The sequence below is a fragment of the Halomonas sp. ABH4_019 genome (assembly GCF_056159885.1).
Window position 1 is genome coordinate 533,779 of sequence record NZ_JBSWWC010000001.1, and the last position, 26,864, is coordinate 560,642.

Annotated in this window: 23 protein-coding genes; 10 read left to right on the forward strand and 13 right to left on the reverse strand. The window is 70.8% G+C overall.

What is annotated here, in order from left to right:
- Window positions 1-85 precede the first annotated feature (85 nt).
- The 4 genes from ACXAFN_RS02450 to ACXAFN_RS02465 are packed head-to-tail and all read right to left on the reverse strand — an operon-like array spanning window position 86 to window position 5,750.
- On the reverse strand, window positions 86-877 hold the full coding sequence (locus tag ACXAFN_RS02450) for an HpcH/HpaI aldolase family protein (RefSeq protein ID WP_474985871.1): 792 nt from the start codon (window positions 875-877) through the stop codon (window positions 86-88).
- A complete protein-coding gene (locus ACXAFN_RS02455; protein ID WP_474985873.1) occupies window positions 871-2,775 on the reverse strand; it encodes an IucA/IucC family protein in 1,905 nt (634 codons plus the stop codon). Before ACXAFN_RS02455 ends, ACXAFN_RS02450 begins: the two co-directional genes overlap by 7 nt.
- 34 nt (window positions 2,776-2,809) lie before the next feature.
- Window positions 2,810-4,087: a type III PLP-dependent enzyme gene (locus ACXAFN_RS02460; protein WP_474985875.1), complete on the reverse strand. Its 1,278-nt coding sequence runs from the start codon at window positions 4,085-4,087 to the stop codon at window positions 2,810-2,812.
- Window positions 4,080-5,750, reverse strand: a complete 1,671-nt coding sequence (locus ACXAFN_RS02465; protein WP_474985877.1) for an IucA/IucC family protein — start codon at window positions 5,748-5,750, stop codon at window positions 4,080-4,082. The genes ACXAFN_RS02460 and ACXAFN_RS02465 overlap by 8 nt, the downstream gene beginning before the upstream one ends.
- A 636-nt stretch (window positions 5,751-6,386) precedes the next feature.
- On the opposite strand from ACXAFN_RS02465, the gene ACXAFN_RS02470 reads away from it, so the two are divergent.
- Together ACXAFN_RS02470 and ACXAFN_RS02475 are read left to right on the forward strand one after the other, a co-directional pair.
- The gene (locus tag ACXAFN_RS02470) at window positions 6,387-7,244 is read left to right on the forward strand and encodes an ABC transporter ATP-binding protein (protein ID WP_474985879.1); all 858 of its coding nucleotides are present in this window, start codon (window positions 6,387-6,389) and stop codon (window positions 7,242-7,244) included.
- Window positions 7,241-8,137, forward strand: a complete 897-nt coding sequence (locus ACXAFN_RS02475) for a sucrase ferredoxin (protein ID WP_474985881.1) — start codon at window positions 7,241-7,243, stop codon at window positions 8,135-8,137. The genes ACXAFN_RS02470 and ACXAFN_RS02475 overlap by 4 nt, the downstream gene beginning before the upstream one ends.
- A gap of 45 nt (window positions 8,138-8,182) precedes the next feature.
- On the opposite strand, the gene ACXAFN_RS02480 is transcribed toward ACXAFN_RS02475, so the two are convergent.
- The 4 genes from ACXAFN_RS02480 to ACXAFN_RS02495 are packed head-to-tail and all read right to left on the reverse strand — an operon-like array spanning window position 8,183 to window position 12,257.
- Window positions 8,183-9,313, reverse strand: coding sequence for a metal ABC transporter permease (locus ACXAFN_RS02480; protein ID WP_474985883.1), 1,131 nt, complete (start codon window positions 9,311-9,313; stop codon window positions 8,183-8,185).
- A complete protein-coding gene (locus ACXAFN_RS02485) occupies window positions 9,313-10,461 on the reverse strand; it encodes a metal ABC transporter permease (RefSeq protein WP_474987451.1) in 1,149 nt (382 codons plus the stop codon). The genes ACXAFN_RS02480 and ACXAFN_RS02485 overlap by 1 nt, the downstream gene beginning before the upstream one ends.
- Window positions 10,461-11,231, reverse strand: coding sequence for a metal ABC transporter ATP-binding protein (locus ACXAFN_RS02490; RefSeq protein WP_474985885.1), 771 nt, complete (start codon window positions 11,229-11,231; stop codon window positions 10,461-10,463). Before ACXAFN_RS02490 ends, ACXAFN_RS02485 begins: the two co-directional genes overlap by 1 nt.
- A 51-nt stretch (window positions 11,232-11,282) precedes the next feature.
- The gene (locus tag ACXAFN_RS02495) at window positions 11,283-12,257 is read right to left on the reverse strand and encodes a metal ABC transporter solute-binding protein, Zn/Mn family (protein WP_474985887.1); all 975 of its coding nucleotides are present in this window, start codon (window positions 12,255-12,257) and stop codon (window positions 11,283-11,285) included.
- 173 nt (window positions 12,258-12,430) lie between these two features.
- On the opposite strand from ACXAFN_RS02495, the gene ACXAFN_RS02500 reads away from it, so the two are divergent.
- Window positions 12,431-12,979 carry a PRC-barrel domain-containing protein gene (locus tag ACXAFN_RS02500; protein ID WP_474985889.1) on the forward strand — a complete coding sequence of 183 codons (549 nt, stop codon included), beginning with the start codon at window positions 12,431-12,433 and terminating at the stop codon, window positions 12,977-12,979.
- A gap of 58 nt (window positions 12,980-13,037) precedes the next feature.
- On the opposite strand, the gene ACXAFN_RS02505 is transcribed toward ACXAFN_RS02500, so the two are convergent.
- From ACXAFN_RS02505 to ACXAFN_RS02525, 5 genes are all read right to left on the reverse strand, one after another.
- Complete coding sequence (locus ACXAFN_RS02505; protein ID WP_474985891.1) at window positions 13,038-13,826, reverse strand: ABC transporter ATP-binding protein; 789 nt, start codon at window positions 13,824-13,826, stop codon at window positions 13,038-13,040.
- Window positions 13,823-14,902, reverse strand: a complete 1,080-nt coding sequence (locus tag ACXAFN_RS02510; RefSeq protein WP_474987452.1) for a FecCD family ABC transporter permease — start codon at window positions 14,900-14,902, stop codon at window positions 13,823-13,825. The genes ACXAFN_RS02505 and ACXAFN_RS02510 overlap by 4 nt, the downstream gene beginning before the upstream one ends.
- Window positions 14,903-14,942: 40 nt before the next feature.
- Window positions 14,943-15,971 carry a FecCD family ABC transporter permease gene (locus ACXAFN_RS02515; protein WP_474985893.1) on the reverse strand — a complete coding sequence of 343 codons (1,029 nt, stop codon included), beginning with the start codon at window positions 15,969-15,971 and terminating at the stop codon, window positions 14,943-14,945.
- Window positions 15,971-16,909 carry an ABC transporter substrate-binding protein gene (locus ACXAFN_RS02520; RefSeq protein WP_474985895.1) on the reverse strand — a complete coding sequence of 313 codons (939 nt, stop codon included), beginning with the start codon at window positions 16,907-16,909 and terminating at the stop codon, window positions 15,971-15,973. Before ACXAFN_RS02520 ends, ACXAFN_RS02515 begins: the two co-directional genes overlap by 1 nt.
- Before the next feature lie 145 nt (window positions 16,910-17,054).
- Window positions 17,055-17,942: an ABC transporter substrate-binding protein gene (locus tag ACXAFN_RS02525; protein WP_474985897.1), complete on the reverse strand. Its 888-nt coding sequence runs from the start codon at window positions 17,940-17,942 to the stop codon at window positions 17,055-17,057.
- Window positions 17,943-18,285: 343 nt separating this feature from the next.
- Here ACXAFN_RS02525 and ACXAFN_RS02530 point away from each other — a divergent pair, with 343 nt between their 5' ends.
- The 7 genes from ACXAFN_RS02530 (at window position 18,286) to ACXAFN_RS02560 (ending at window position 26,858) form a co-directional block, all read left to right on the forward strand.
- Complete coding sequence (locus ACXAFN_RS02530; RefSeq protein WP_474985899.1) at window positions 18,286-20,358, forward strand: TonB-dependent receptor domain-containing protein; 2,073 nt, start codon at window positions 18,286-18,288, stop codon at window positions 20,356-20,358.
- A 189-nt stretch (window positions 20,359-20,547) separates the two neighbouring features.
- On the forward strand, window positions 20,548-21,459 hold the full coding sequence (locus ACXAFN_RS02535) for a LysR family transcriptional regulator (protein WP_474985900.1): 912 nt from the start codon (window positions 20,548-20,550) through the stop codon (window positions 21,457-21,459).
- 112 nt (window positions 21,460-21,571) lie between these two features.
- A complete protein-coding gene (locus ACXAFN_RS02540; RefSeq protein ID WP_474985902.1) occupies window positions 21,572-21,790 on the forward strand; it encodes a DUF1656 domain-containing protein in 219 nt (72 codons plus the stop codon).
- Between the two features lie 2 nt (window positions 21,791-21,792).
- Window positions 21,793-22,653, forward strand: coding sequence for an efflux RND transporter periplasmic adaptor subunit (locus tag ACXAFN_RS02545; protein WP_474985904.1), 861 nt, complete (start codon window positions 21,793-21,795; stop codon window positions 22,651-22,653).
- Window positions 22,654-22,659: 6 nt separating this feature from the next.
- Window positions 22,660-24,717 carry an FUSC family protein gene (locus ACXAFN_RS02550; protein ID WP_474985906.1) on the forward strand — a complete coding sequence of 686 codons (2,058 nt, stop codon included), beginning with the start codon at window positions 22,660-22,662 and terminating at the stop codon, window positions 24,715-24,717.
- Between the two features lie 37 nt (window positions 24,718-24,754).
- Window positions 24,755-25,630 (forward strand): AEC family transporter, encoded by an 876-nt coding sequence (locus ACXAFN_RS02555; RefSeq protein WP_474985908.1) that lies wholly within the window; start codon window positions 24,755-24,757, stop codon window positions 25,628-25,630.
- A gap of 52 nt (window positions 25,631-25,682) precedes the next feature.
- On the forward strand, window positions 25,683-26,858 hold the full coding sequence (locus tag ACXAFN_RS02560) for a PQQ-dependent sugar dehydrogenase (protein ID WP_474985910.1): 1,176 nt from the start codon (window positions 25,683-25,685) through the stop codon (window positions 26,856-26,858).
- Window positions 26,859-26,864: the final 6 nt, after the last annotated feature.

The following is a 26,864-nucleotide window of genomic DNA, read 5'->3' on the forward strand; positions in this document are numbered from 1 at the left end:
TGCTCCATAGATGGGTCGGCCAGGTCGAGCACGTCGTCATCGCTCGACTGATGAGAAGAAACGGAAGAAGTTGTCATCGGTAAGCTCATGGCAGGGAAGCCTCGCTGTTTACCGGCGCCCGGGCATCGCCGAGGGCCTTCCGCAGGGCGCGAAAGGCGATGCCGCGCTCGTCGCCCAGCATGAAGGCGCCGACGCCACGCGCCCGCCAGCGGGCCTTGGCGTCCGGCCGACGCAGGAAGGCGCAATAGGGGATGCGCCGCTCGCTCGCCGTGCGCTGGACCGCTTCCAGGGCCCGGACGACCTCGGGATGATCGGGCTGCCAGGTCACGCCCAGGGACTGGGACAGGTCCGCGGCGCCCTCCAGCACCATGTCCAAACCCGGCACCGCGCAGATCGCCTCGATCTCCGCGACGCCCCGGCGGCTCTCGATCATGGCCACCACCAGGATCTCGCGGTTGGCCTCGATGACGTACTCCGCCAGGGAGGCCTTGCCGAAGGCGCCGGGCCGCCCGGCGTTGAGGCTGCGCTCGCCCTCCGGGGCATACTTGCAGGCGGCCACGGCACGCCGGAGGGTCTCGGCGTCCTCCACGTTGGGCAGCACGATGCCCTGGGCGCCGCCGTCCAGCAGGCGTAGCAGGGTCTTGGGGTCGGCGTCCGCCACCCGCACCAGGGGCGTCAACTGGTAGCTCTCGGCGGTGCGGATCATGTGCTCGACGGTCTCCGGGTTGATCAGCACGTGCTCGGTGTCGATCACCACGAAGTCGAAGCCCGCCTCGGCGATCAGCTCGATGGAGGCCGCCGTGGGCAAGGACGCCAGGAGGCCGTGGACCTCCCGGCCCTCCGCCAGCGCCCGCTTGAGTCGATTGGTCCTCAGCATGCCGCCTCCCCGCCCGGGGCGAAGGCCGCCAGCGGATTGGGCACCCGCTTGATCTGGGGATCGTCGTCGCCGAACAGGCGGCGGCGGGTCAGGGCCTCCACCTCCCAGGTCGGCGCGAAGACATCGAAGCAGCGATAGCGCTCGGCGTGCTCAGGGTGGGCGTGCTGGTAGGCCGTGATCTCGTCGGCCGCCATGGCCCAGAAGCGGGACTCCGCCAGGCCGAAGTGCCGCCGCAGGAAGATCGCCATCTCCGCCAGGGCGATGAAGAAGAAGGCATCGCAGGAGTAGTCGCGCACCGCCGCCGGGTCGTCGGTGACGATGAAGGAGTTGGCATTGAGGGCGGCATGGCGCTCGGGCACGGGCTCCAGCGCCGGGGCCAGCTCGGGGCGCGCCAGGTGCGCCATGCTGAAGCGCACGCCGTCGTGGAAGTCCTTCAGCGCCACCCTGAGCGGCCAGCCGTCGCGATGGATGACCACGATGTTCTGGCCATGGGACTCCAGGCCCACGCCCTCGGCGTACAGCAGGTGGATGATCGGCAGGGTGGCGACATGCACCAGCTGTCGGGTCCAGGCCTCCAGGCCATGGCGTTCGATCCAGGGCGCGATGAAGGGCGCCTCGGGCTCGCCGTCGGCATTGCGGCTGAGCTGGCTCAGCCCGTTGAAGGGTACGGCCCCCTCCTCGCCGTCGAGGAAGTCGCCGATGTTGCGGCGCCAGATGGCGCCGACCTGGCCGTACACGGCGCCGTAGCGGCTCGCCGGAAAGGCCCGCTCGTCCAGCGCCACGCCGGCCACCTCGCCGAGGATCACGACCCCGGCTTCCCGGGCGGTGGCGTCGCTGTCGATGAGCCGTTGCAGCCACTGGGTGATGATGGGGCCGTTGGTGACGGTGTGGCGGGCCAGGATGCGGGTGCTGGAGGTATTGGTGAGGTTCATCGCCAGCTTGAGGTAGGGCCGCGCCGTGTCCCGCGGGGCCAGGGTGCGGATCGACTGCTGGGCGGTATAGCTCGCCTCCCCCTCGCCCAGCAGGGCGATCTCGCCGCCGGCAAGCTCCGGATGGAGCGCCGCCACCAGGGCGTTTTCCCACTGCCAGGGGTGCACCGGCATCAGCACGACATCGCGGCGCGCCAGCCGGCGCCGGTCGAGGTAGTCGTCGAGGCTCGCCAGCACCCGGGGCCCGGCGTCCTCGGCGATCCGCTCGTCGAGCGCCATGCCGTCGACGGCCCCCCGATGGGCCAGGCGCGCCGGCACGGCCAGCCACAGGACCCGCAGCGGCCGGGCGAACTCGGGGCCGTAGCGCTGGTTGTCGCGCAGGGAGAAGCCGAGCCGCGACTTGTAGCAGGGATGGTAGCTGTGGGCATCGGTGAAGTACTGCTCCAGGGCATCCGCCCCCAGCGCCTGGGGCGGCACGTCATGGGTCACCGGCCAGGCGGCCGACTGCAGGTCCTTGATCAGGGTCTGGGTCAATTCATCGACGAAGCCGGGCCGGATCGCCGCCTCGCCCAGGGCCGCCTGGAGGTCCTCGAGGCACTGGGGCAGGCTCACCGGCCCCGGCGTGCCCGCCGATCCCGACACCCCCTCGACCTCCAGGGTGGCATGGTCAAGGCGAATCAGCTGGAAGCTGTGGCATTGCCAGCCGCTCACCCGGTAGCGACGCTCGCCCAGGGTCAGGGTGAAGCGAGTCGCCCCGCTGTCGGGGAATCCCGGCTCGGCGACCGCCTCATAGGGCAGCACGTTCTCGTAGAGCAGGGTCTGCAGCAGCTGGCCGACGACGCGCCGCTCGATGCGGGCATGATGGCGCCACTGCGATTCGGCGCCGAAGGGCATGGGCTTGGACGGCGAGGCATCGAGATCGCCGTCGATGGCCGCCATCGGCGGCAGAACGGATTCGTGGGATGACATAAGGGGCCTTTGATACGCAATAGGGTGAAGCGGCTCAGCTCGCCGGCTCGGCGGTTCGCCGGTGTGGTGGTTCGGTCGCGCGGCGCTTTCGGGCATCGCCGACGAAGACCTGCTCGGGCCGGGGGTGGCACAGGAAGTCGGCGTGGGAGATGTTGTAGCCGTAGGCGCCGGCCAGGGGCAGCACCAGCAGGTCGCCCACCGCCACCCCGGTCAGTTCCTGCCCGCGGCTCAGCACGTCCTTGGGGGTACACAGCTGCCCCACCACGGTCCAGGGCCGGGGCTCGCCCGCCCGCGCCCGTTCGGGGTCGCGGGGCAGGTGAACGATCGGGTGGTCGTGGCCCTGGGCCGCGGGCAGCCGGAACTGGTGGGTGCCGCCCCGGCAGACGAGGAAGCCCTCCCCGTGGCTGACCTTGGTATCGAGCACCTCGATGGCGTAGTAGCCGCAGAAGGCCGCGAGGAAGCGGCCGATCTCGAAGCGCACTCGCGGCGGCTCGGCCATCGCCGCCAGGCGCTCGCCCAGGGCCACGCACAGGCCGGGCCAGTCGAACTGCGAGGACGGTTGGAGATAGTTCACGCCGATGCCGCCGCCCACGTTGAGCTGGGTGACCGTGTCGGGGTGGCGCGCCAGCGCCCGCCAGCGGGGCCAGCGCGCCAGGTAGGCGTCCAGCAGCCGCCGATGGCGCCGCTCGCAGGCCTGGTGCGACATGGCATGGACATGAAAGCCGACCAGGGTCAGGTTCGCGGCCTCGTCCACCGCCTTCACCGCATCGCCCAGCTGCGCCTCGTCGATGCCGAAGGGCGTGGCGGTGCCGGCCATGCGCAGTCGGCTGGAGAACTCCTCATCCAGGGCGGGATTGATGCGCAGCAGCACGGGCTGAACGCGATCCAGCGCGGCCGCCATCGCCTGCAGGCGGGCCACCTCGCCGAGGCTCTCGACATGGAAGGCCTCGACGCCCCGCGACATGGCCTCACGCATGTCGGCATCCAGCTTGCCGGGCCCGGAGAGTACCCAGGGGCGCGGCGTCGATGCGGCGCAGGCTCGGGCGATCTCGCCGCCGGACGACAGCTCCAGCCCGTCGACGATCGGCGCCAAAGCATCGATGATGGGCGCCTCGCTGTTGGCCTTGATCGCGTAGTAGAGCTCGACCCCGGTCGGCAAGGCCGCCTTCAGGGCCCGGCCGTGGGCCTCGAGCGCCGGCAGGTCGTAGAAGAACGCCGCCATGGGATCGGCACAGGCCCGGCGATGCGCGTCGATGGCATCGAGGATGCGCGCGGGAATCATGGGCTCGGGCATCGCGAGGGGCTCAGCCATAGGCCACCTCCCGGTCCACGGCCTGGGTGACGCCCCAGGGGTTGGGCAGCGACACGTACTGGGCCTCGCGATCCGCCTTTGCCATCAGCCGCAGCTTGAAGTTGGTCTTGCAGGGCAGTTCGCCCCCGGCCAGCAGCGCGTCCAGCTCCGGGGCCTGCGCCCCCAGGGTCCGTCGCACGCGGCGCAGCTCCTCCAGGGTGTCCTGCCACAGCGCCTCGCCCAGGGCCGGGCGCCGCCAGCTCAGCGCCAGGATCGCCTCGGCGACATGGTTGACCAGCAGGCAATAGGCGATGCGGTTCCAGCCCTGCTCGCGATGATAGGTCATCGACTCCCTGACCCGGGGGTGCAGCGACTCTCCGGCGAGCCAGTCAACGCCCTTGTCGTGGGTCAGCTTGATGCCCTCGAAGTCGCGCAGCAGCATCCGGCGCGGCATGCCGTCGTCGTGGATCAGCACGCAGTTCTGCAGGTGGGGCTCCATGACGATGCCGTGGCGGAAGAACAGCGCCATGACCGGGGCCACCAGGGTCGCCAGGTAGGCCTGGAACCACGCCCGTACCCGATCCTCCGAGGGCAGTTCGTGGCCCTCCTCGTCGGCCGTCGCTCCGTCGATAAAGGCCAGCACCATGGGCGCCAGCTCCACATCCCGGGCGAAGAGGGTTCCGCTGAGCAGGCAGCCCTCCGGCGAGAAACGCTCGCAGAAGTTCTCGCGCAGGATCATGCCGGTCTGCTCCCGGAACCAGCGCCGGTCGGCCTCCCCGCCCTCGGCGGGAGACCAGTGCACCGTGGCCGGTTCCTGGGCCACGCACAGCGCTCGAAGCGCCGGGTCTCCGGAGCGCACGAGCCGATCCATGATGCGGTCGATGACCAGGGTGCTCTCCAGCTCGTACCAGGCGTTCTTGCGCACGCAGTTGGTGATGCGCACGTTGAGCGAGCCCTTGAGGAACCAGGGCCGGCCCTCGAGATACCAGGTGCGCATCGAGGCGGTAGGCGCGGCGGGCCAGCCGCTCGCCCCCAGGTCGCCGATGATGCCGTCATCGATCATCCGCGCCACCCGGGCATCCCGTCGGAACAGGTCGGCCTGCACCGGATGCATGCTGAGCACCACCCGCTCGCCGTCCTCGGCGTGTCGCTGGTCGGCCACATGGGGCAGCACGTCCGGGGCGCTCATCCGGTTGGCCTGGACGCAGAGCCCGGCCAGGGGGAAGGAGAACTGGTGCAGGGCGGTGGTGGCGCCGAATTCCGGCGCATAGGCGGGCCTGTCCTGGAGCAGGTGCGTCGGCCACTGCCTGGCCTTGGGCGTGGGATGGTTGGGATGGCCGAACCACAGTCCCTGCTCGCTGCCGCGATAGTCGCTCAGCGGCTGGCCCCTCGGCCGCTCGACGGCATGGGCGACGATCGTCGTCATGACCTCCTGGCTGTGCACGACCTGGTCGCACAGCTCGCGATTGATCGCGCCGTCGTGCCAGCGGCAATGCTCGAGCAGCGCGGCGATCAGTGCCGCCACCGAGGCCGCCTGCCACTCGGTGGCCCCCGCTTCCCGGAGGTAGAGGTCGGAGAGATAGAACTGGCAGCCGAGCGGCGAGCGCCGGTCCACCATCACGAACAGCGCAAGGGTCGCCGACCATTCGATCAGCAGGGGCGTGCCGGTCAGGCGCTGCGGCAAGCCTTCCTGCCGGGCCGGCCATCGATAGGACAGGGTGTCTTGGGGTATGGCCACTTCCTTGATGATGCAATTCAACAGTGCATGCGTGGATGCCTGTCGGCTCGTCTCGCCGGGTAAGCGAGAGAAACGGGCGTCGCTCATTTTGCCTCCGCAAAAATGCCGTCCTGTAACGATCCACCTGCCTGTGCCCGGTCCTGTCGTCGGCGATGAGGCTGCCGATCTCGCCGATGGCCGGCGCCGACGGCCCAGGTCGATGGATCCGCGCGTCCCTCGCTAGTCACGTTGCGAAGCTGTCATGGGAATTGTGCTTGTTATGGCGATCGGGACGATGCGCGCCACCGCATCCTTCGATGACGCCCCGCCCCGTCGCGTCATGGCGTCTTACCCGTGGGGGTCGACGGCCAGTCGGCGTCCCGTTCCGTGCCGGCTGCGAGCGCCTGCCGGGACCACCTCGCGAATGAGAATGATTACCCTAATCATTCCACTCGAGCCTGTCCACGGGCATCGAACGATCCGTTCGCTATATGCTCACAACCGATTGTGCTGAAAGGAGCAGGCGCTGCCGCCCCTGACGTTGAAAATGAGAATTTTTTGTCCTAGGGTTGCGAGCCCGAGACTACGCCGACGAGCCGCCCCATGCCTCCGACCCCAGCCAAGCCGCCACGATTGACGGGCGAAGCCCTGTGCGCCGGGTACGAATCCCGACGCGTGCTGGACGGCGTCGACCTGGACGTGCCCGAAGGCAAGCTGACGGTGCTGCTCGGCCCCAACGGCAGCGGCAAGTCGACGCTGCTGAAGACGCTGGCCCGCACCCTGGCGCCCAGCGCCGGCCGGGTCTGCCTCGACGGCGAGGACATCCACCGCCGCAACACGCGCGAGGTAGCGCAGCGCCTGGGCATACTGCCTCAGGGCCCCACCGCCCCGGAGGGCCTCACGGTCAGGCAGCTGGTCGGCATGGGCCGCTTTCCCCACCAGCGGCTGTGGCGACAGGACGCCGAGCGGGACGCCCGGGCCGTCCGCGAGGCGATGGCCTATGCCGACGTCACCGAGTTCGCCGAGCGCAGCGTCGATGCGCTGTCCGGCGGCCAGCGGCAGCGCTGCTGGATCGCCATGGTGCTGGCCCAGCAGACGGACCTGATCCTGCTCGACGAGCCCACCACCTTCCTCGACCTCAAGGTGCAGGTGGACCTGCTGGAACTGCTGTCTCGCCTGGCCCACGAGCACGGCCGCACCCTGCTGCTGGTGCTGCATGACCTGAACCTGGCGGCGGCCTACGCCGATGAGCTGGTGATGATGCGCGACGGCCGGATCGTCACCCGCGGCACCCCGGCCCAGGTGTTCACGGCCGCCAATCTCGCCCGCGTCTTCGATCTCGATGCCCACGTGCTCGAGGATCCCGAGACGGGCAGTCCGATCTGCGTGCCCCACCGGCGGCCGGGGATCCCCGCCGCCCGGCCCGCCTCGGCCACCCTCGAGCGGCAGCGCGTCTCATGAGCCATGTCTTCTGCAGTGATCTGAGCCGCGAGCAGGACGACCCGCTGGCCGGCAGCGGCGCCCACGCCGAGCACAACCTGCTGATCAGCTGGCCCCGCGCCAGGTGGACCCGCAAGGCGCGCCAGGCCAGCGACATGCCGGCCGGGCTGGTACGCACGCTCGAGGCCATCGCCGCCGAGGGGCGTCGGGTCAACCTGATCCATCGCCGGGACCAGCCCGACGGCGTCCACCGGGTGTTCCTGATGCCGGAGCGTCGGGGCTTTGTCGTGCCGCGGGAGGCCCTGGAGGCCTTCCTGGCCGCCTGGCACTCGGGCGAACCGCTGACCGCATGGGAAGAGGAGACGGTCGAGCGGGACCTGCTGCTGTGCTGCACCCACGGCAAGAAGGACAAGTGCTGCGCCCGGTACGGCTACCGGACCTACAAGGCGTTGGCGCGGGAGGTCGCGACCCACGGGCTGCCCTTCGAGGTCTGGGAGAGCAGCCACCTGGGCGGCTGTCGCTTCGCCGCCAGCGTCATCCTGCTCTCGCCGGTGCGCAAGTATGGCCGCATCACGCCGGAGCAGGCGCTGCCCTTCCTGGAGGCCGAGGCCCGCGGCCGGCGCTTCCTGCCCGGCTATCGCGGCGATTCCCGGCTGACGCCCGCCCAGCAGTGCGCCGAGCTCGCCGCGCTGTCGCGCCTGTCGTCTCCGCGGCTGACGCTGCTGGAAGACCGCGGCGACGAGCATCGTCGCCACCAGCGGTGGCACTGGGAACGGGAGGGGGAAAGCGGCCGCCTGCGTATCGTCTGCGAGACGACCACGATCCAGCGCGTCGACATGTGCTCCGACCTGGACGAGGGCCCCACCGACAGCCTGGTCTGGCGGGTCAGCGAGCTGGAGGCGGAGGAGGCCTGAGGCTCTCCCGGCGGCCACGGGCCGCGGCAGAGAAGACCGCCTTGTTCATCGCCGACCCGGCTCGAGAATCTCCCGGGCCAGCTCGCGCCCGGCGGGGGTCAGGTTCAGGGCCTCGCCGTTGTCCTCGATCAGCCGCCGCTCCCGGCTGCGCGTCACCACCCGGCGCGCCTTGGCGTCGTCCCACAGCAGGTGCTCGCGCAGCGCCCGGGTGACGTTCTCCTCGTGCTGCTCGGGGCTCCCCTCGTGGTTATAGAGGTGCACGGCCAGGGTACGGATCTCGTTGAGCCGCCGCTGGCCGCGGCGCCGCAGCCACTGGGCGACGACCCCGTAGCGAGGCCCGCCGAGGAAGGCCAGCAGCAGCAGCACGCCGGTCATCACCGCCATCATCCCGCCGATCGAGACGTTCCAGGCCACCGCCAGGGCATAGCCGCTGACGCTGGCCAGGATCGACACCAGGCTGCCGTAGACGAACATCAGCCACAGCCGGTCGGTGAGCAGGTAGGCGGTGGCCGGGGGTACGATGACGAAGGCCACGAACAGCACCGCCCCCACGGCATCGAAGGCCGCCACCGCGGTGCCGCTGGTCAGCAGCAGCAGGCCGTGGAACAAGAGCCCCGGCGCGAGCCCCAGGGCCCGGGCCAGGCCCTCGTCGAAGGTGGCGAGCTTGAGTTCCTTGTAGAAGCAGCCGACGAAGACGGCATTGAGCAGCGTCATGGCGCTCATCGACAGCAGCGCCTGGGGCACCCGGTAGTCGCCCAGGGTCACGGTGTCGAGCCACACGAAGCCGATCTCGCCGAGCAGCACCGTGTGGGTATCGATATGCACGTCCCGGGCATAGAGGTTGAGCAGCAGCACGCCGATCGAGAACAGCACCGGGAACACCAGGCCGATGGCGGCGTCCTGCTTGACCCGCCGGGTGCTGACCAGCAATTCGGTGAGCACCACCGTGAACAGCCCGGTCAGGGCGGCGCCGAGGATCTGCACCGGGCCGCTCTGCTGGTGGGTGAGCAGCCAGACGACGACGATGCCGAACACGATGGCGTGGCCGATGGCGTCCGAGAGCATGCTGTTGCCGCGCAGCACCAGGAAGGTGCCGACCAGCGTCGAGGCGATGCCCACCAGGGCGCCCACCAGCATGATCATCAGCGGCGCGCTGTCGAACATGGCGGCCAGCATCAGGCGCCCTCCCCGTTCAGCGAGGCCAGGATCCGCTCGGCCTCGGCGAGCCCCGCCGGGGTCAGCAGCCAGCGGTGCGGCGGCCCGGGCTCGCCGGGTGGGGCATCGCCCCACTCGACCAGGCCGCGACGCTCGAGCTTGCGCAGCGCGGTGCGGGTGCGCAGCCCATGGTAGGTATCGAGCAGGCCCTGCTCGGAGCGGAACACCGGGTCCTCGTGATGGGCGGCGAGCCGGTAGAGGGTGGTCAGCACCTGCTGCTGGCGCAGCCGGCGACGCCCGCGCCACAGCCGCAGCGCCTCCCACACCAGGCCGCGCCCCGGGGCCAGGGCGATCGACACCAGCACCACCGCGGAGACGCTCAGGATGATCAGAGGGCCGGTGGCCAGCCCCCGGGACAGGGCGCTGAGCAGCGCCCCCAGCACCCCGCCGGCCACGCCGATGGCCGCGGCCAGCCCCACCATGCCCTCGAGGCGCCGGCTCCACTGGCGGGCGGCCACCGCCGGGGCGATGATCATCGCCGCCATCAGCACCACCCCGACCATCTGCAGCCCCACCACCACGGCCAGTGCGACCATCACCGTCAGCAGCACCTCGAGCCACATCACCGGCAGCCCCAGGGAAGCGGCGAACTCGGCGTCGAAGGTCACCAGCTTGAACTCCTTCCACAGCGCCGCCACCAGCGCCAGGGCGAGCGTCGTGACGCCGGCCATGATCCACACGTCGGAGCGCAGGGTGGCCGCCGCCTGGCCGAACAGGAAGGCGTCGAGCCCGCCCTGGGCGGCATTGTTGGTGCCCTGGATGTAGGTGAGCAGCACCACGCCGAGGGCGAAGAAGGTGCTCAGCGCGATGCCCAGGGCGGCATCGGTCTTGAGCCGGCTCAGCCGGGTCAGCATCAGCATCACCAGGGCCGCCAGGGCGCCGGTGACCAGCGCCCCGACCAGGATGCTGCCCAGATGGCGGGTCCCGGCGATGATGAACCCCAGGCAGACCCCGGGCAGCGCCGCATGGGACATGGTGTCGCCGAGCAGACTCTGGCGGCGCAGCACCGCGAAGCTGCCCAGCACGCCGCTGATCAGCCCCAGCAGGGCGGCGCCGGCCATGACGTTCTGCAGGGTGTAGTCGCGAAACAGGCTCAGCAGGGGGTCCATCACGCGCCGTTCTCCTCCCCGGCGAGGAAGTCGGCCTCGTCGAGCAGGGCGATCTGGCCGCCGTAGGCCCGGCGCAGGTTGTCGGCGGTGTAGACGTCGCGCACCGGCCCCTGGGCGATGACCCGGACGTTGAGGATCAGCAGCCAGTCGAAGTAGCTGCGCACCGTCTGCAGGTCGTGGTGCACCACGATCAGCGTCTTGCCCTGGTCACGCAGGCGCCGCAGGATGTCGACGATGGCCTTCTCGGTGGTGGCGTCGACCCCGGCCATGGGCTCGTCCAGGAAATAGACGTCGGCCTGCTGGACCAGCGCCCGGGCCAGGAACACCCGCTGCTGCTGGCCGCCGGAAAGCTGGCTGATCTGGCGCTGGGCGAAGTCCTGCATGCCGACCTGTTCCAGGGCCGCCAGGGCCTCGTCGCGCTCGCGGCGCCCGGGTCGCTTCAGCCAGCCGAGCCGGCCGTACAGGCCCATGGTGACCACGTCGAGGGCGGTGGTGGGGAAATCCCAGTCGACGCTGGAGCGCTGGGGCACGTAGCCCACCCGGCGGCGGTGTGCCTTGTAGGGCAGGCCGAACAGCCGCACGTGGCCGGCCACCGAGGGCACCAGCCCCAGCACGCTCTTGATCAGGGTGCTCTTGCCGGCCCCGTTGGGGCCGACGATGCCCGCCAGCACCCCGGGCGGCACGTCGAAGTCGATGTCCCACAGCACCGGCTTGCTGTGATAGCTGACGGTCAGGTCCTCGATGTGCAAGGCGAGGTTCGGTTCGTGCAACGGCTGTGTCATGGAATGCCTTAATGATGCGTGCGGGCCGCGACGCGGCGCTCAGGCCTCGGGGACGTTCCAGTTCGAGGCCCAGTCGTCCAGCGCTTCGGGCAGCGGGGCCGGCGTGCCGCCGAGCGCCTCGACGACGTGGCGGGTGTTGGTATAGAGCATGCCGATGTAGGTGCCGTCGGCGCTGCCCGCCTCGCCCATGGCATCGGAATACAGCTGGCCGCCGATCTCCACCTCCTGGCCCCGCTGGCGGGCGGCATCGATCACCGCCTGAACGGTGCGCGGGTTGATGGTGCTCTCGACGAACACCGCCGGCACCCGGCGCTCCACCACCACGTCGGCCATGGCGCGGATATCGGCCACCCCGGTCTCGGTCTCGGTGCTGATGCCCTGGATGCCGGCGACCTCGATGCCGTAGGCACGGCCGTAATAGTTGAAGGCATCATGGGCGGTGACCAGGATGCGCTGGGCCTCGGGAATCGAGGCGATGCTCTCGGCCACCCAGTCGTGGAGGGCGGCGAGCTGGCGCCCGTAGGCCTCGGCGTTGGCCTCGAAGGTATCCGCGCACTCGGGACGCGCCTCGGCGAAGGCGTCGGCCACCACCGGCAGGGTCTTCGCCCACAGCGAGACGTCCATCCACAGGTGGGGATCGATGCCGTAGACGTCCTGGACGCTGATCAGTTCCCCGGCGTCGATCGCCGCCGGCGACACCGCCAGGGTGGGCTTGATCTCGGCGAAGCGCCCCAGCACCTCGCCGAGCTGGCCCTCTAGGGAATAGCCCGAGTAGAGGATCACCTCGGCCCGCTGGAAGGTGGCCACGTCACGGGCGCTGGCCTGATAGAGGTGCGGGTCCACGCCGGGACCCATGATGCCCGTGACCTCGACGCACTCGCCGCCGACCCGTTCGGCCACGTCGCCGAGCATGCCGATGGTCACCACCGCCTTCAGTGGTTCGGCCGCCTGGGCCGACCCCAGCGAGGCGCCCAATGACAAGGCCAGTCCCAGTGCCGCCCTTCCGATTCGCATAACCCTCTCCCGCGCTCAAGACCTCGCAGATATATCATCCTACCGATGCCGGAGTAAAAGCGCTTTATTTACATTTCGTTACCTCACACACCGAACCTCGGCCCTTGCGAAGACACTAATGAAGTGACGCGCCGCCTCGCGGCGCCATGGACACCGACTCAAGGAGAGATGCCATGACTCGCGACACCCTGCGCCTGCCGACCCTGACCGCCGCCCTGCTCACCGCCGGCCTGGCCTGGAGCGCCGGCGCCCAGGCCGCGCCCCAGGGCCTCTACTCCGCCGACGAGCTGCTCGATGCCGACGTCTACACCCAGGCCGATTCCGCCCAGTCGATCGGCGAGGTGGAAGACGTGCTGCTCGACGACGACATGCGCCTGCGCGCCCTGGTGGTCGACACCGGCAGCCTGCTCGACCTGGGCGACAAGCAGTACGTGGTCGAGGCCGACCAGTTCCAGGTCGAGACCCGCCACGGCGAGCGGCTCGAGGACATCGAGTACCGCGTCACCCTGAGCCTCGACGCCGCCACCCTCGCCGAGCAGCCGGAATACACCGACGGCTGGTGGAACCAGGCCCGCAGCAACATGCGCCAGGCCTGGGAAGACACCCAGGAAGGCGCCGCCAGCGCCTGGGAGACCACCCAGGAGGGTGCCTCCAACGCCCTGGATCGTATCGGCCAGGCCCTGCAGAATGCCGGCGAGAGCGCCCAGAAGGCCGCTGAATAACGCCCTGCCCTCACTGACTCTTCCCACGCGCCCCGGCACATGCCGGGGCGCGTCGCGTTCAGGCCCGGCGCAGGTCGGCCAGCAGCGGCGCGCCGGTGGCAGGATCGGGCACCAGCGTGCAGGCCACCCCGTAGAGCTCGTGCACCAGCGCCTCGGTGACCACCTCGGCGGGCGCGCCCTGGGCGACGATCGCCCCGTCCCGCATGGCCACCAGGTGGTCGGCGTAGCGACAGGCACTGGCCAGGTCGTGCAGCACCAGCGCCAGTGTCCGCCCGTCGGCGGCCAGCCGCCGCACCAGCTCGAAGACCTCCAGCTGGTGGCCCAGGTCCAGCGCCGAGGTCGGCTCGTCGAGCAGCAGCAACGGCGTCTGCTGGGCGATGGTCATGGCGATCCAGGCCCGCTGGCGCTGGCCGCCGGAGAGCGCCTCCAGCGGCCGCTCGGCCAGCGCCTCCAAGCCGGCCGCGACCAGCGCCTCCTCGACCGCCCGCTGGTCGTCGCCGGACCACTGGCGCAGCCAGCCCTGATGGGGCTGGCGGCCGAAGCGGATCAGGTCGCTCACGGTCAGCCCCTCCGGCGCACTGGCCTCCTGGGGCAGCAGCGCCAGCCGCCGGGCCAGCTCCCGGGCCGGCAGGCGCTGGATGTCCTCGCCGTCGAGCAGCACCGCGCCGGCGCTCGGCGCATGCAGGCGGGCCAGCCCGGCCAGCAGGGTCGACTTGCCGCAGCCGTTGGGACCGACGATGGCGGTCACCTTGCCCGGCGGCAGCTCGACGGCCAGGTCCTCGATGATGGGGGTGCGGCCATAGGCCAGGCTCAGCTCGCTGGCCTGGAGGCGATGGGGCACGGTCATGGCGATCTCCTCTTGGCGGGGCGCATCAGGATCCACAGCAGCCAGGGCCCGCCGACCACGGCGGTGACGATGCCCACCGGCAGTTCGATGGGCGCCAGCAGCAGCCGGCCGGTCAGGTCGGCCAGCACCATCACCAGGGCCCCGGCCAGGGCCGAGGCGGTCAGCGGCACCCCGCGGGCCGCGGACAGCGAGCGGGCGATCTCGGGGCCAATCAGCGCCACCATGCCCACCGGGCCGGCCACCGCCACCGCCAGGGCGGTGAGCAGCACCGAGAGCCCCAGCACCTGGCCCCGCCGGCGACGCAGCCCGACGCCGAGCCCCCGGGCCACGGCGTCGCTGAACCGCATCAGCGACAGCGAGCGCGCAAGCGCGATCGCCAGCGGCCAGGCCACGGCCAGGCCGAGGGCGAGCACCGTGACGGCGCCGCCCGGGCGGGCGTTGAGGGTGCCCACCGTCCAGGGGTAGGCGGCGTTGGCGGTGTCGATGTCCACCCTCGCCAGCAGCAGCTGGGTGACGGCGCCGAAGACCGCGCCGATGCCGATCCCGCCGACGATGAAGCGATAGCCGCGAGTATCGCCGCCGCTGGCCACCCCGAAGGTGATGGCCGCCGCGGTGGCGGCCCCGGCGAGCGCCATGGCCGGCGGTGCCAGCGACACGCCGAGCCCCACCACCGAGGCCACGGCGAAGGCGGTGGCGCCGTTGTCGATGCCGATGATGCCCGGCGTGGCCAGGCGGTTGCGGGCCAGGGTCTGCATCAGGCAGCCGGCCAGCGCGAAGGCGGCCCCGGTCAGCCAGGCCGCCAGCAGGCGCGGCAACCGCAGTTCCTGGACCACGAAGGCGGCCATCGCATCGCCCTCGCCGTGCAACGCCGCCCAGGCGCCGACGGGGGACAGCGGCTGGGTCCCCAGGCACAGGTAGGCCAGCGACGCCGCCAGCGAAGCCGCCAGCAACGACAGGCCGACGCCCAGGGCGCGGCGCTCGACCAGCAGGTGCCACTGGCCCCAGGCCAGCCGCCAGCAGCCGGGAGGCGCTGCCACCGGGGCGGCTCTTGGCAGGGATTCGGCGCGCTGCGACATCGGGACGGTCTCTGACAGGGGGCTCACATGACTCTCCGGCTCACAGGGTCGGCAGGCGACGACCGCGCACCACGGCCACCAGCACCGGGGCGCCGACCAGCGCGGTGAGCACTCCCAGCGGCAGCTCCGAGGGCGCCACCACCAGGCGCGAGACCACGTCGGCGGACAACACCATCAAGGGGCCCAGCGGCAGGCACAGCCACAGGGTGCGGCGGATGTCGGGGCCGGCCAGGGAGCGCGCCGCGAAGGGCACCACCAGGCCGACGAAGGCGATCGGCCCGGCGATCGCGGTGGCCGCGCCCACCAGCAGCGCCACGGCCACCACCACCAGGGCCCTCACTCGCCCGGGACGATGGCCGAGCCCCGAGGCGACCCGCTCGCCCAGCGCCAGGGCGGCCAGGGGGCGGGCGATCAGCCCGGTGACGGCGAGTGCCAGGGCCAGGCTCGGCAGCACGGCGACCAGGTCGTCGAGGCGACGGCCGGCCAGGCTGCCGACCACCCAGAAGCGAATCTCGTCGGCGGTGCGCTGATCGAACAGCAGCAGCAGCGAGGTCAGCGAGGCGAGCAGCGCCGAGAAGGCGGCACCGGCCAGCACCAGGCGCACCGGATCGTCGCCCAGGCCACGCACGCGCACCACGCTCATCACGGCGAAGCACCCCGCCAGGGCGCCGAGCTGGGCCACGGCCACGCGCAGGGTCGCCGCGCTGGCGCCCAGCCACAGCGCCACGGCCACGGCGAAGGCCGCCCCGGCGCTGACTCCGAGCAGCCCCGGCTCGGCCAGCGGGTTGCGCGACACCGCCTGCAGCAGCGCCCCGGCCACGCCCAGCGCCAGCCCCACGGCGATGCCAATCAGCGTGCGCGGCAGGCGCAGCGTGCCCACCACGAAGCGGGCCTCCGCGTCGCCATGGCCGACGAGTGCGGCCAGCGCGCGGGCCACCCCGACCTCGCCGGCACCCCACAGCAGGCTGGCCAGCGCCGCCACCGCGAGCAGGCCGGCGAGCAGCAGCAACCTACTCGAAAGCCCCGCCGATGGTCGGGGCTCGGGGTTGGCGGTGACGTCCGTCGACATCAGGGCACGAGCGCCGCTTCGATGTCGTCGAGGATCGCCTCGGCGGCCAGCGGCCCGTTGGCGCTGGTCCACAGCTGGCCGTCCACCGGCACCACCCGGCCGTTCTCGACCACCGGCAGGCGAGCGAAGGCCGGCGAGGCCTCGGCGGCCGACAGGGCGTCCACGCCCTCCTCGTTGAGGGTCGCCAGGAACAGCCAGTCGCCCTGCAGCCGGGAGAGGTTCTCCAGACTCAGCGGATCGCTGTGCACGCCCCGGCCGTTGAGCAGGCCGGCGTCGTCCACCTCGAGACCCACCGCGGCGAGCAGCCCGGTGGAGAACAGCTGGTCGGACATCACCAGTGGCCCCTGGGGCATCCAGCGCACCAGGTTGGCGGTGGCGCTCGTCTCGGCGGCCTCCAGGCGCTCGGCCAGGGCGGCGGCACGGGTCTCGACGCCCTCGATGGCATCGCTCACCGCGGCCTCGCGGCCCAGGGCCTGGCCGTACTGACGGGCCTCGGCCTTCCACGCTTCGGGGGTGATGCCCGGGCTTTCCGGCACCACGGTGGGCGCGATCTTGGACAGCAGCGCGTACTGGGCATCGGCGAGGCGCGGCCCGGCCAGGATCAGGTCCGGCCGCTCGGCCACTACCGCCTCCATGTTGACCTCGCGCACCACGCCGACGATCGCCGGGCGCGACTCGTCGAGATGCGCCTCGAGGTAGCGGGCCACGTCGTCGCCGCCGCGGGTGGTCACCGCCCCCACCGGCAGGACGCCGGCCGCCAGGGACGCATCCAGGGCGCCTTCATAGAGGGTCACCACCCGCTCGGGGGCGTCGGGCACCTCGACCTGGCCATGGGCGGTGTCCAGGGTGCGGGCCTGGGCCGGGCCGACCGCGACGGCGAGCGCCGTCGCCAGACAGGCGCCGACCAGCAACGGGGTCTTGGGCAGGGAAATCGACATGGAGTCTCCTTGGCTCGCTGGCGGCCACCGTGTCCGATGAAACAAAGGCCGCCAATGATAATGAATCTCAGAAAAATTCTCACCCCCGACGTCCGGCAACGCCGCGTTCGACCTCGCGCAACGCCGCCGGCGCCGAGGCATCGACCTATTCGGCCGCCAGGGCCTGGACGACCTCGTCCACCTGGACCGCGACGCTCTGCAGGCCATCGCCGGAGAGGTACCACAGCGACGGGGACAGCACCGTCACCGCGATCGCCTCGCCACCCTCGGCGGCCAGCGCTTCCTCGAGCGTGGCGACGTCCAGCGGCGTCGCGCCGATGGCGGCGCTGCGGTCCACCACCAGCAGCGCATCCGGCGCCATCTCGGTGATGGCGGCCGGGGTGAGCGGAGTAAAGGTACGGGTGCCGCGACTCACCGGCTCGACCGACGCCGGCACCGCCGGCTGGGCGATCCGCAGCAGCTCGCCGACCACCGGCGCCTGACGCAGCGAGTAGTGGCCGTCGTTGTGCGTCACCACCACCGCCTCGAGGTCGTCGGCCAGGCTCGCCCGCGCGGCCTCGATGTCATCATGCAGCGCGGCGAGCCGCTCGGCCGCCCGCTCCTCGGCCCCGTAGTGCTCGGCCAGCCCCGTCACCTTGGCGCTCAGGGCCGCGAAGTAATCGCCCTCGCCGAGCGCGACCTGTTCGACCTCGGCGATCGCCTGCAGGTCCTCCAGCGCCGCCGACTGGCGACCGGTGGCCAGGATCAGGTCCGGTGCCGCCTCGGCGACCGCCTCCAGGTCCGGCGTCTTGAGGCCGCCCACGTCGGCACGCCCTGCCAGCAGGTCAGCCGCATAGGCCGGGGCGGCCTGGTGCGGCAGGCCTACGAGATGATCCTCGAGCCCCAGGGCCGCCAGGGTGTCCGCGGCCCCCCAGTCGAAGCTGACGACATCGGGCCCGTGCGCCTCGGCTTCGACCTCGTGGGCCTGGGCCATCGTGGGCAGGGCGAACGCCCCCAGGGCCAGCGCCGACATGCACCATCGGGAACCTTTCATTGCCACCTCCTGAAAAACGAATGCGAATCAATCTTGAGAGATGGCGGACACTACCATGCACCCGGCGTCCGCTGTCGCAACAAGGCGTTGCGGGACGCGCAACCGGGTCTCGTGGTGGCACGCCCCGTCCGGTTGCCATTTGCGCAACGCCATATTCCGGGAATCGCCCTTCCCAATTCAAATGCGAATCTTTATCGTTTTTGGCCGCATTGGAGTGGTTGGTCGATGCATGGGGACCCCGACAACGCCCGCCATGAGCGACGCGACCACCGACACGGCCAGCACGCCAAGAACAACCATGTGGCCCATGCCCCAATACTTGTCAGAGCAAGGAGCTAGGAACATGCAGGATGTCACCCCCCTTCCCTTCGCCCGCACGGCGCTGGCCCTCGGCATCGCCGCCGCCTGCGCCAGCGGCGGCGCACTGGCCGATGACGCCACCGAGCTGGAGCCGGTAGTGGTCACCGCCTCGGGCTACGAGCAGGCGCTCTCCGACGCCCCGGCCAGCATCTCGGTGATCAGCGGCGAGGAGCTGAACAAGCAGTCCTACAGCGACATCACCGACGCCATGGACAACATTCCGGGCGTCTACGTCACCGGTGGGGGGCTGTCCAAGGACATCAGCATCCGCGGCCTGGACGACAGCTATACCCTGTACCTGATCGACGGCCGCCCGATCAACGACGGCCGACTGGTCAACACCAACGGCACCGACGGCGGCAAGCAGATCGGCCTGCCGCCGATCTCGATGATCGAGCGCGTCGAGGTGATCCGCGGCCCCATGTCGTCCCTCTACGGCTCCCAGGCCATGGGCGGCGTCATCAACATCATCACCAAGAAGGTCACCGACGAGTGGGCGGGCTCGGTCACCACCGAGTACACCCACTCCCTCAACGACATCAACAACGACGCCCAGCAGGTCAGCTTCTTCACCGGCGGCGCGCTGATCGAGGGCCTGCTCGGCGCCCGCTTCCATGGCAGCTGGGTCGGCCACGAGGAGAGCGATTTCATCGGCGGCGACGACAATGCCGAGAGCACCCCCGAGAGCGACACCCGCCAGGGCGGCGTCGAGCTGATCCTCACCCCGGACGACAGCAACGAGTTCGCCCTGGGCTACACCTCCTCCACCAAGGAATACACCCACACGCCCGGGCGCAGCCTGGCCCTGGTCGACAGCCGCGGCAACCCGACCGAGGCCAACACCACCCGCTACGACAAGGACGTCTACACCCTGTCGCACAGCGGCAACTACGGCGGCTTCCTGACCGACACCTACCTGCAGCACGACATCTCCGACCGGCACCTGGCCGAGGCCAGCGAGGAGAAGACCAATGAGATGACCACCTTCAACACCCAGTCGACCTACTTCTGGGGCAACCACATGTTGACCTTCGGCGGTCAGTACAAGTACGAGGACCTGACCGACGACACCAACGGCCTGCTGAGCTCCAACGTGCCAGGCGCCGTGAACAGCGTGGATCGCTGGCTGGCCTCGCTGTTCGTGGAGATGGAGTGGGGCATCACCGACGCCCTCAACCTGACCACCGGCCTGCGCTACGACGACGACGAGCTGTTCGGCGGCCACCTCTCGCCACGGGTCTACGCCAACTATCACCTGACCCCGGCGTGGACCCTCAAGGGCGGCGTCTCCACCGGCTACAAGCAACCCAGCCTGTCCGACGCCACCGAAGGCTTCGGCCGCGGCACCGGCGGCGGCGGCTCCCCCGCGCCGCACCCCCGCGCGCTGATCATCGGCAACGAGGATCTCGACCCGGAAACCAGCACCAACTACGAGTTCGGGTTCGCCTTCAACAACGCCGCGGGCGACCTGAGCGCCAGCGCGACGCTGTTCCATACCCGGTTCGACGACAAGATCGCCGAGGAGCGGCTCTGCGAAACGCCGGGCGCCGACCGCAACGATCCCTCGACCTGGACCTGCCCCTACGCCGGCAACGAGTTCGTCTTCCTGAGCACCCGCCAGAACATCGACGAGGCGGTGATGCAGGGGCTCGAGCTGTCACTGGGCTATGACATCACGCCCCGGCTGAACGTCACCTCCAGCTACACCTACACCGACTCCGAGCAGAAGAGCGGGGAATTCGAGGGCGAGCCGCTGAACCGCATTCCCCAGCACATGTTCAACGTGCTGCTCGACTGGGAAGCCACCGAAGACCTCGACCTCTGGGTGCAGAACAACATCCGCGGCGCGACCAGCGATTACCTGGGTCGCAGCAGCATGAGCGAGGGCACTCCCGGCTACGGCTTCGTCGACGCGGGCATGGTCTACGCCCTGAACGACAATGCCCGGGTCAAGGCCGGCGTCTACAACATCGGTGACAAGGAAATCACCAATGACGACTACGAAGTCGTGCTGGACGGCCGCCAGTTCAATCTGGGGCTGACCGTGGACTTCTGAACCCGACGAGCGGTGATCCCCGCGTTTCGATCGATCCCTTGTGCCCCGGCCATGCCGGGGCTTTTTTGTTGCTTCCTTCCCCGTCTCGATCTTCGTCAGGCGATCGAGACGGCCCGCAAACGTCAATGATTTTTATCCGCAAGACAGTCTGGCATACTAGCGGGCTTCCTTCGCCGCCAGGGGCCGCCCATGCACGATGCCGATGAACTGATCGCCTTCGCCGACGTGATGGCCAGCGGCAGCCTGACGCTGAGCGCCCGCCGTCTCGGCGTGGCGAAGTCGACCCTGAGCCGCCGCCTGCAGCAGCTCGAGACCCGGCTCGGCCAGCCGCTGATGCGCCGCCAGTCGAACCGCCTGGCGCCCACCGAGGCGGGTCGCGTCTTCCACGATTACTGCCTGCGCCTGATCGCACTGGCCGAGAAAAGCCAACAGGCCCTGGACGAACTGCGCGAGGAGATCAGCGGCGAGCTGGTGCTCGAGGTCCATGAGTCACTGTCACGCAGCTGGGTAGGGCCGGCCATCGAGGCCTTCATGGCGCGTCACCCGGGCGTGCAGCTGCGCCTGATCACCCGCGAACGGTTGCCGGACAACGCGACCGGCACCTCGGTGGTGGCCTGGTACGGCGATGCCGGCGGCACCCCGCTGCGCCAGGAGCCCGTCGCCTCGTTGCCTCACGGGCTCTACGCCCACCCCGACTACCTGGCCCGTCACGGCACTCCGATCCACCCCCGGGACCTGGACGGTCACGCCTGGATCGACCTGCTCGGCGAGACCGAGCGCGGGCTGGTGCTGCGCCACCCTCGCCTGGGCGAATACGACGTGCGTCCCCCCGGCTCTCGCCTGCGCGTCGACCGGCTGTTCCTGCAATCGGACGCCATCGTCCGCGGCCATGGGCTGGGCGTGCTGCCGATCTGGCTCGCTGAGCGCCGCCAGGAGGCTCACCCGGACCAGCTCGTGCGCTGCCTGCCGGAATGGGAGGCCCCGGCGGTGCCGGTCAGCCTGCTCTACCCGCACGGCCATCGCCCGCGCAAGGTCACCGCCCTGCTCGAGTTCCTGCGCGAGGCCCGCCCGGCCGACTGGCGGGCGACGACCGCCGGCTGAGCGTCCCGATCGCGCAGCGGTTGTCCCCGGCCCTGGGTGACGCGCCGGCCGCCGTGCCTCCCGCGGCCTCGGTTGCTAGAATGGTCGTCTCACCGACGCTCAAGGAGCGAGCATGGCCCTCCGCGAAATTGCCATCGGCGGCCTCTACCTCTCTCCCCTGCTGCTGTATGCCCTGGCCGGGCTCGTCGCTACCCTGCTGATCCGGGCGCTGCTCTATCGGCTGCCGGGCACGAGACGCCCGTGGTTCGAGGCCTGGTTCGACACCGCGTTGTTCGTGATCTGCACCGCCGCCATCGCCTATCTCTGCTCTGCCGCCTCCGGGACCGTCTGACCATGCGCACCCTGCTCCGAAGCCTCGTCACCCTGGCCGTCGTAGCCCTGGCCGTCGCCGCCGGCCTGTGGCTGTGGCACGACTACCTCTACACGCCCTGGACCCGGGACGGCCGCGTCCGCGCCGAGGTGATCAGCGTCGCCCCGGACGTCTCCGGGCGAGTCGTGTCGCTGGCGGTGGCGGACAACCAGCGGGTCGTCGAGGGCGAGACGCTGTTCCGGGTCGACCGCCAGCGCTACCAGACGGCGGTCGACAAGGCCGAAGCGGTGGTCGCCCAGCGCCAGGCGGAACTCGAGCTCAGCCAGCACCAGGCCTCGCGGCGCAATCGCCTGAGCCGCCAGGCGATCAGCGCCGAGAGCCAGGAAACGGCGCGCATCGACAGCCGGGTGGCCAGCGCCAGCCTCGCCCAGGCGCGCAGCGAGCTCGCCGCCGCGCGTCTCGACCTCGAGCGCACGACGGTCCAGGCGACGGCGGCCGGGCACGTGCTCAACCTGCAGCTCGCCGAGGGCAACTACGTCAACGCCGGCACGGCGGTGATGGCGCTGGTCAAGGCGGACTCCTACTACGTCACCGGCTACTTCGAGGAGACCAAGACCCCGAACCTGCGGGTCGGCGACCCGGCCCGGGTGACGCTGATGAGCGGCAACGCCGAGCTGCGCGGCCACGTCGAGAGCATCGGTCGCGCCATCGCCGACCCCAACACCTCGCCCAACGCCCAGCTGCTGCCTCAGGTCGAGCCGACGTTCAGCTGGGTGCGGCTGGCCCAGCGCATTCCGGTGCGCATCGCGCTGGACGAGATCCCCGAGGGCACCCTGCTGAGCGCCGGCATGACCGCCTCGATCACCGTCGAGCCGACGGAGTAGGCCCGCGTGTCGCCCTGGGTACAGGCCTACCTGACGCCCGACGGCCAGGCCGTGCGGTTCGCCGTCAAGGCGACCCTGGCCATGCTGCTGGCCCTCTACGTGGCCCTGTGGTGCGACCTGGAACGCCCCTACTGGGCGCTGATCTCGGCGGCCTTCCTGCAGATCCGCCCGATGAGCGGCATGGTGGTCGAGAAGGGGCTGAGCCAGATCACCGGCACCCTGGTCGGCTGCGGCGCCGGCATCGCCATCATGGGCCTGTTCGCCCAGGCTCCCCTCCCGGCACTGTCAAGCCTGACGGCCTGGATCATGCTGTGCACCTACGGCAGCTCGCTGCTGCGCAACAATGCCTCCTACGGCTGCATCATGGGCGCCGTCACCGCCATGCTGATCGTGGTGATCGGCGCCGCCCAGCCCGGCGGCATCTTCGCCATCGCCGTGGCCCGCCTCTCGGAGCTGGCACTGGGCGCCGCCTGCGCCACCCTGGTCAGCGCGCTGCTGTGGCCGATACGGGTCGGCGACCACCTGGGGCGACAGGCCGACGAGGTCGTCAACCAGGCCTTCCGCCACGCCGCGAGCCGGCTGGCCGACAGCGGCGATCTCGGCGAGCTGCAGCGCACCCTGACCGACAGCCTGGAGCCGCTCACCCTCCTCGAGGGGGACAGCCAGGCCGCCCGCTACGAGGGCCCCGAGGGCCCGGGACGGATCCGCGCCAGCCATGTGCTGACCCGTCGCACCCTGCGGCTGATGGCCACCTTGCATGCCCTGCAGCAGCTGCTGCACCACTACGGCGAGCGCCTCTCGCCATCGATTCATGCCCTGGCCGGCGACCTCGCCGAGGGCTTCCGCGAGGCGGTCGAGGTCAGCGGCGTCGCTCCGGCCCAGCGGCGCCTGCACGCGCTGCGCCACCGCACCATGCCCCGTCCCGACGAGACCCTCACGCCCCTGGAGCAGCGCTGCCTGCTGGGCATGCGCGAGGCGCTCGGCCATGCCCTGGTGATGCTCGACGCCCGCGAGGCCATCTCGCGCCCCGGCGGCAAGCGGCTGCGCGGGGTCGCCCTGGCCTGGCACCGCGACCGCCTGGCCGCCGGGCTCAACGCGCTGCGCGCCGGGCTCATCTTCGCCGCGCTCGCCGGCGTCTGGCTGGCCACCGGCTGGGACAACGGCCAGGTCGCCATGCTGCTCGGCACCCTGTTCTCGGCCTTCTTCGCCAGCCGCGACAACCCCGTCGTGGTCTGCATGATGTTCGCCAAGGGGATGCTGGCGGCGATCCCCAGCGCCTTCCTGTTCGGCCACGTGCTGCTCGCCCAGGCCAGCGGCTTCCCGATGCTGGCGATGATCTTCCTTCCCCCGCTGTTCCTCGGCCTGCTGGGCGCGGCCAACCCGCGGCTGATGGGCTACTGCCTGGCCTTCACCATCGGCAACATCCTGCTGACCATGCCCGGCAACGGCATGGACTTCTCCTTCGACGCCTTCATCAACCGCGCCCTCGCCGTGATGATCGGGCTGGCCACGGTGGTGACGGGCTTCCGACTGCTGCCCGGTTTCGGTGCTACCCTGCGCAAGCGACGCCTGGTCGGCGCCATCGTCGGCGACCTGCGCCGCCTCGCGGACCCGCCGATCCACGAGGCGGAGACCCGCTTCGTCGGCGGCATGGCCGACCGCCTGCTGCACCTGGCCAAGCATGACGACGTGCTGCCCGAGGACCAGCGCCACCTGTTCACCCTGGGCCTGACCGGGCTGGACATCGGCTATGCGTGCCTGCAGCTGCGCCGACGCCTCGATGACCTGCCGGGCGACGAGCTGCACCGCACCAAGCGGGATGTCATCGCGGCCCTCGCCGAGGCCTACGCCGACACGGCCGAGGGCCGCGCCCCCAGCGGCGTTCGCGCCGCGGGCGAGTCACTGGTCGAGGCCGCGCGTCGTCGGCCCGAGCTGAGCGAACGCCACCTGGCCCTGCTCGCCGGGCTGGTGGAACGCCTCGACCTGTCGCTCGCACGGCAGGCACGGCGCGCCAGGGGCTCCCTCGGTCTCGGCGACGCGGACGCCCGCGCCGAGCCGGCCTGATGCCGGCCGCTTCACTCATCTACTCAGGAGATGCCTCATGTTCGCCGAACTCTTCGCCGTGATGGCGCCGGTCATCGCCGGCGCCGGACTGGGCTTCGGCTGGGTTCGGCTCGGCCACGACTATCCGGTGGCCTTCGTCACCCGCCTGGTGTTCAACATCGGCACCCCCGCGCTGGTGCTGGCCTCGCTGGCCGACGCCGAGATCGACGCCGGCAGCTTCGGACGCACCATGCTGGCCACCGCCCTGGTGCTGGCCGCCATGGGGGCGGCCACCATCGCCTCCGCCCGGCTGCTCAAGCGCGACTGGCGGGTGCTGCTGGCGCCGATGATGTATCCCAACACCGGCAACATGGGCCTGCCGGTGGTGCTCTACGCCTTCGGCACCGCGGGCTTCGCCTTCGGCATCACGGTGATGGTCACGGTGTCGCTGTTCCAGTTCACCCTGGGCACGATGATGACCAGCCGCGGCAACCCGCTGGTCTCCCTGGCCAAGACGCCGACGGTCTACGCCATCCTGATCGCATTGGCGCTGCTGCTCACCGACACCGGCCTGCCGCCCTGGCTGGCCAACAGCGTGGAGCTGATCTCGGGCTTCACCGTGCCCTTGATGCTGATCACCCTCGGCGTGTCGCTGGCCAACATCCAGGTCAAGAGCCTGCGCTCGGGCCTCGGCTTCTGCCTGCTGCGGCTGCCGCTGGCCGCCGGCCTGGCCTGGGGGGTCGGCGCCCTGCTGGCCCTGCCGCCCATGGCCCACGCCATCCTGGTGCTGCAGATGAGCATGCCGGTGGCGGTGTTCAACTACCTGTTCGCCCAGAAGGCCCGCCGCGAGCCGGAATACGTGGCGAGCCTGGTGTTCTGCTCGACCCTGCTCTCGCTGCTCTATCTGCCGGCCCTGCTGGCGCTGCTGATGTAACCCCCGGGGCGAGGCCTATACTGGGAAGCGCCATTTTCCACGGAGCCGGAACATGATCCGCTTCACGCGACGCCTCACCTTGACGCTGCTGGGCCTGCTGCTGGTCGGCCAGGCCCAGGCCGACGCCACCCCGATCGATACCCGCCACCTGCCGCTGTGCCTGACCCGCGTCGCCACCGGGCTGAGCCATCCCTGGGGCCTCGCCCCGTTGCCGGATGGGCGCTTCCTGGTGAGCGAGCGCGACGGCGACCTGGCGCTGATCGATGATGGCAGCATCACGCGGTTGGCCGGCCTGCCCAAGGTGTCGGCCCGCAGCCAGGGCGGGCTGCTCGACCTGGCCCTGCACCCCCGGTTCGGCAGCCAAGGGGACGGCGACGGGGAACATGACTGGGTCTATTTCACCTGGAGCCAGCCGGGACCGGGCGGCGATGCCACGGCCCTGTCCCGGGCCAGGATCGGCGAGGGTCGGCTGACCGAGCTCGAGCACCTCTTCGTTCAGGACCGTTACTCCCGTCCCGGCCGTCACTATGGCTCGCGGCTGGCCTGGCTGCCCGACGGCACCCTGCTGATGAGCATCGGCGACCGCGGGGTGACCCCGGAGCGGGCCCAGGACGGTAACGATCACGCCGGCAGCCTGCTGCGCCTCACCGCCACCGGCGGGGTGCCCGACGACAATCCCTTCGTCGACGACCCCGAGGTGCGCGACGAGATCTTCAGTCTCGGGCACCGCAACCCCCAGGGCCTGGTCGTCACCGAGGACGGCACGGCCTGGTCCACCGAGCACGGCCCCCGCACCGGCGACGAGCTCAACCGCCTGGTGCCCGGGGCCAACTACGGCTGGCCGGTGGTGACCCGAGGCCGCGATTATTCCACCAACCAGCCCATCGGCCGCGACAGCGCCCCGGGCATGCGCGACCCCGTCCATCTCTTCGAGGGTCGCTTCGCGCCCTCGGGGCTGGCCGAGGCCACCTCACCGGCATTCGCAGCCTGGCGCGGCGACCTGCTGGCCGGCGGCCTGCGCAGCGAGGCGCTGCTGCGGCTGCGTTTGCAGGACGACGTCGTGGTCGAGCGCGAGACGCTCCTCGACGGCGAGATCGGGCGCATTCGCAGCGTGCAGCAGGGACGCAACGGCGCGTTCTACTTGCTGGACGATGCCGCGGACGGTAGCCTCTGGCGCCTGTCGCCGGCGGCCGACACCAACGGAACCGCCGCACGATGCCCCGAATGAGCCTCG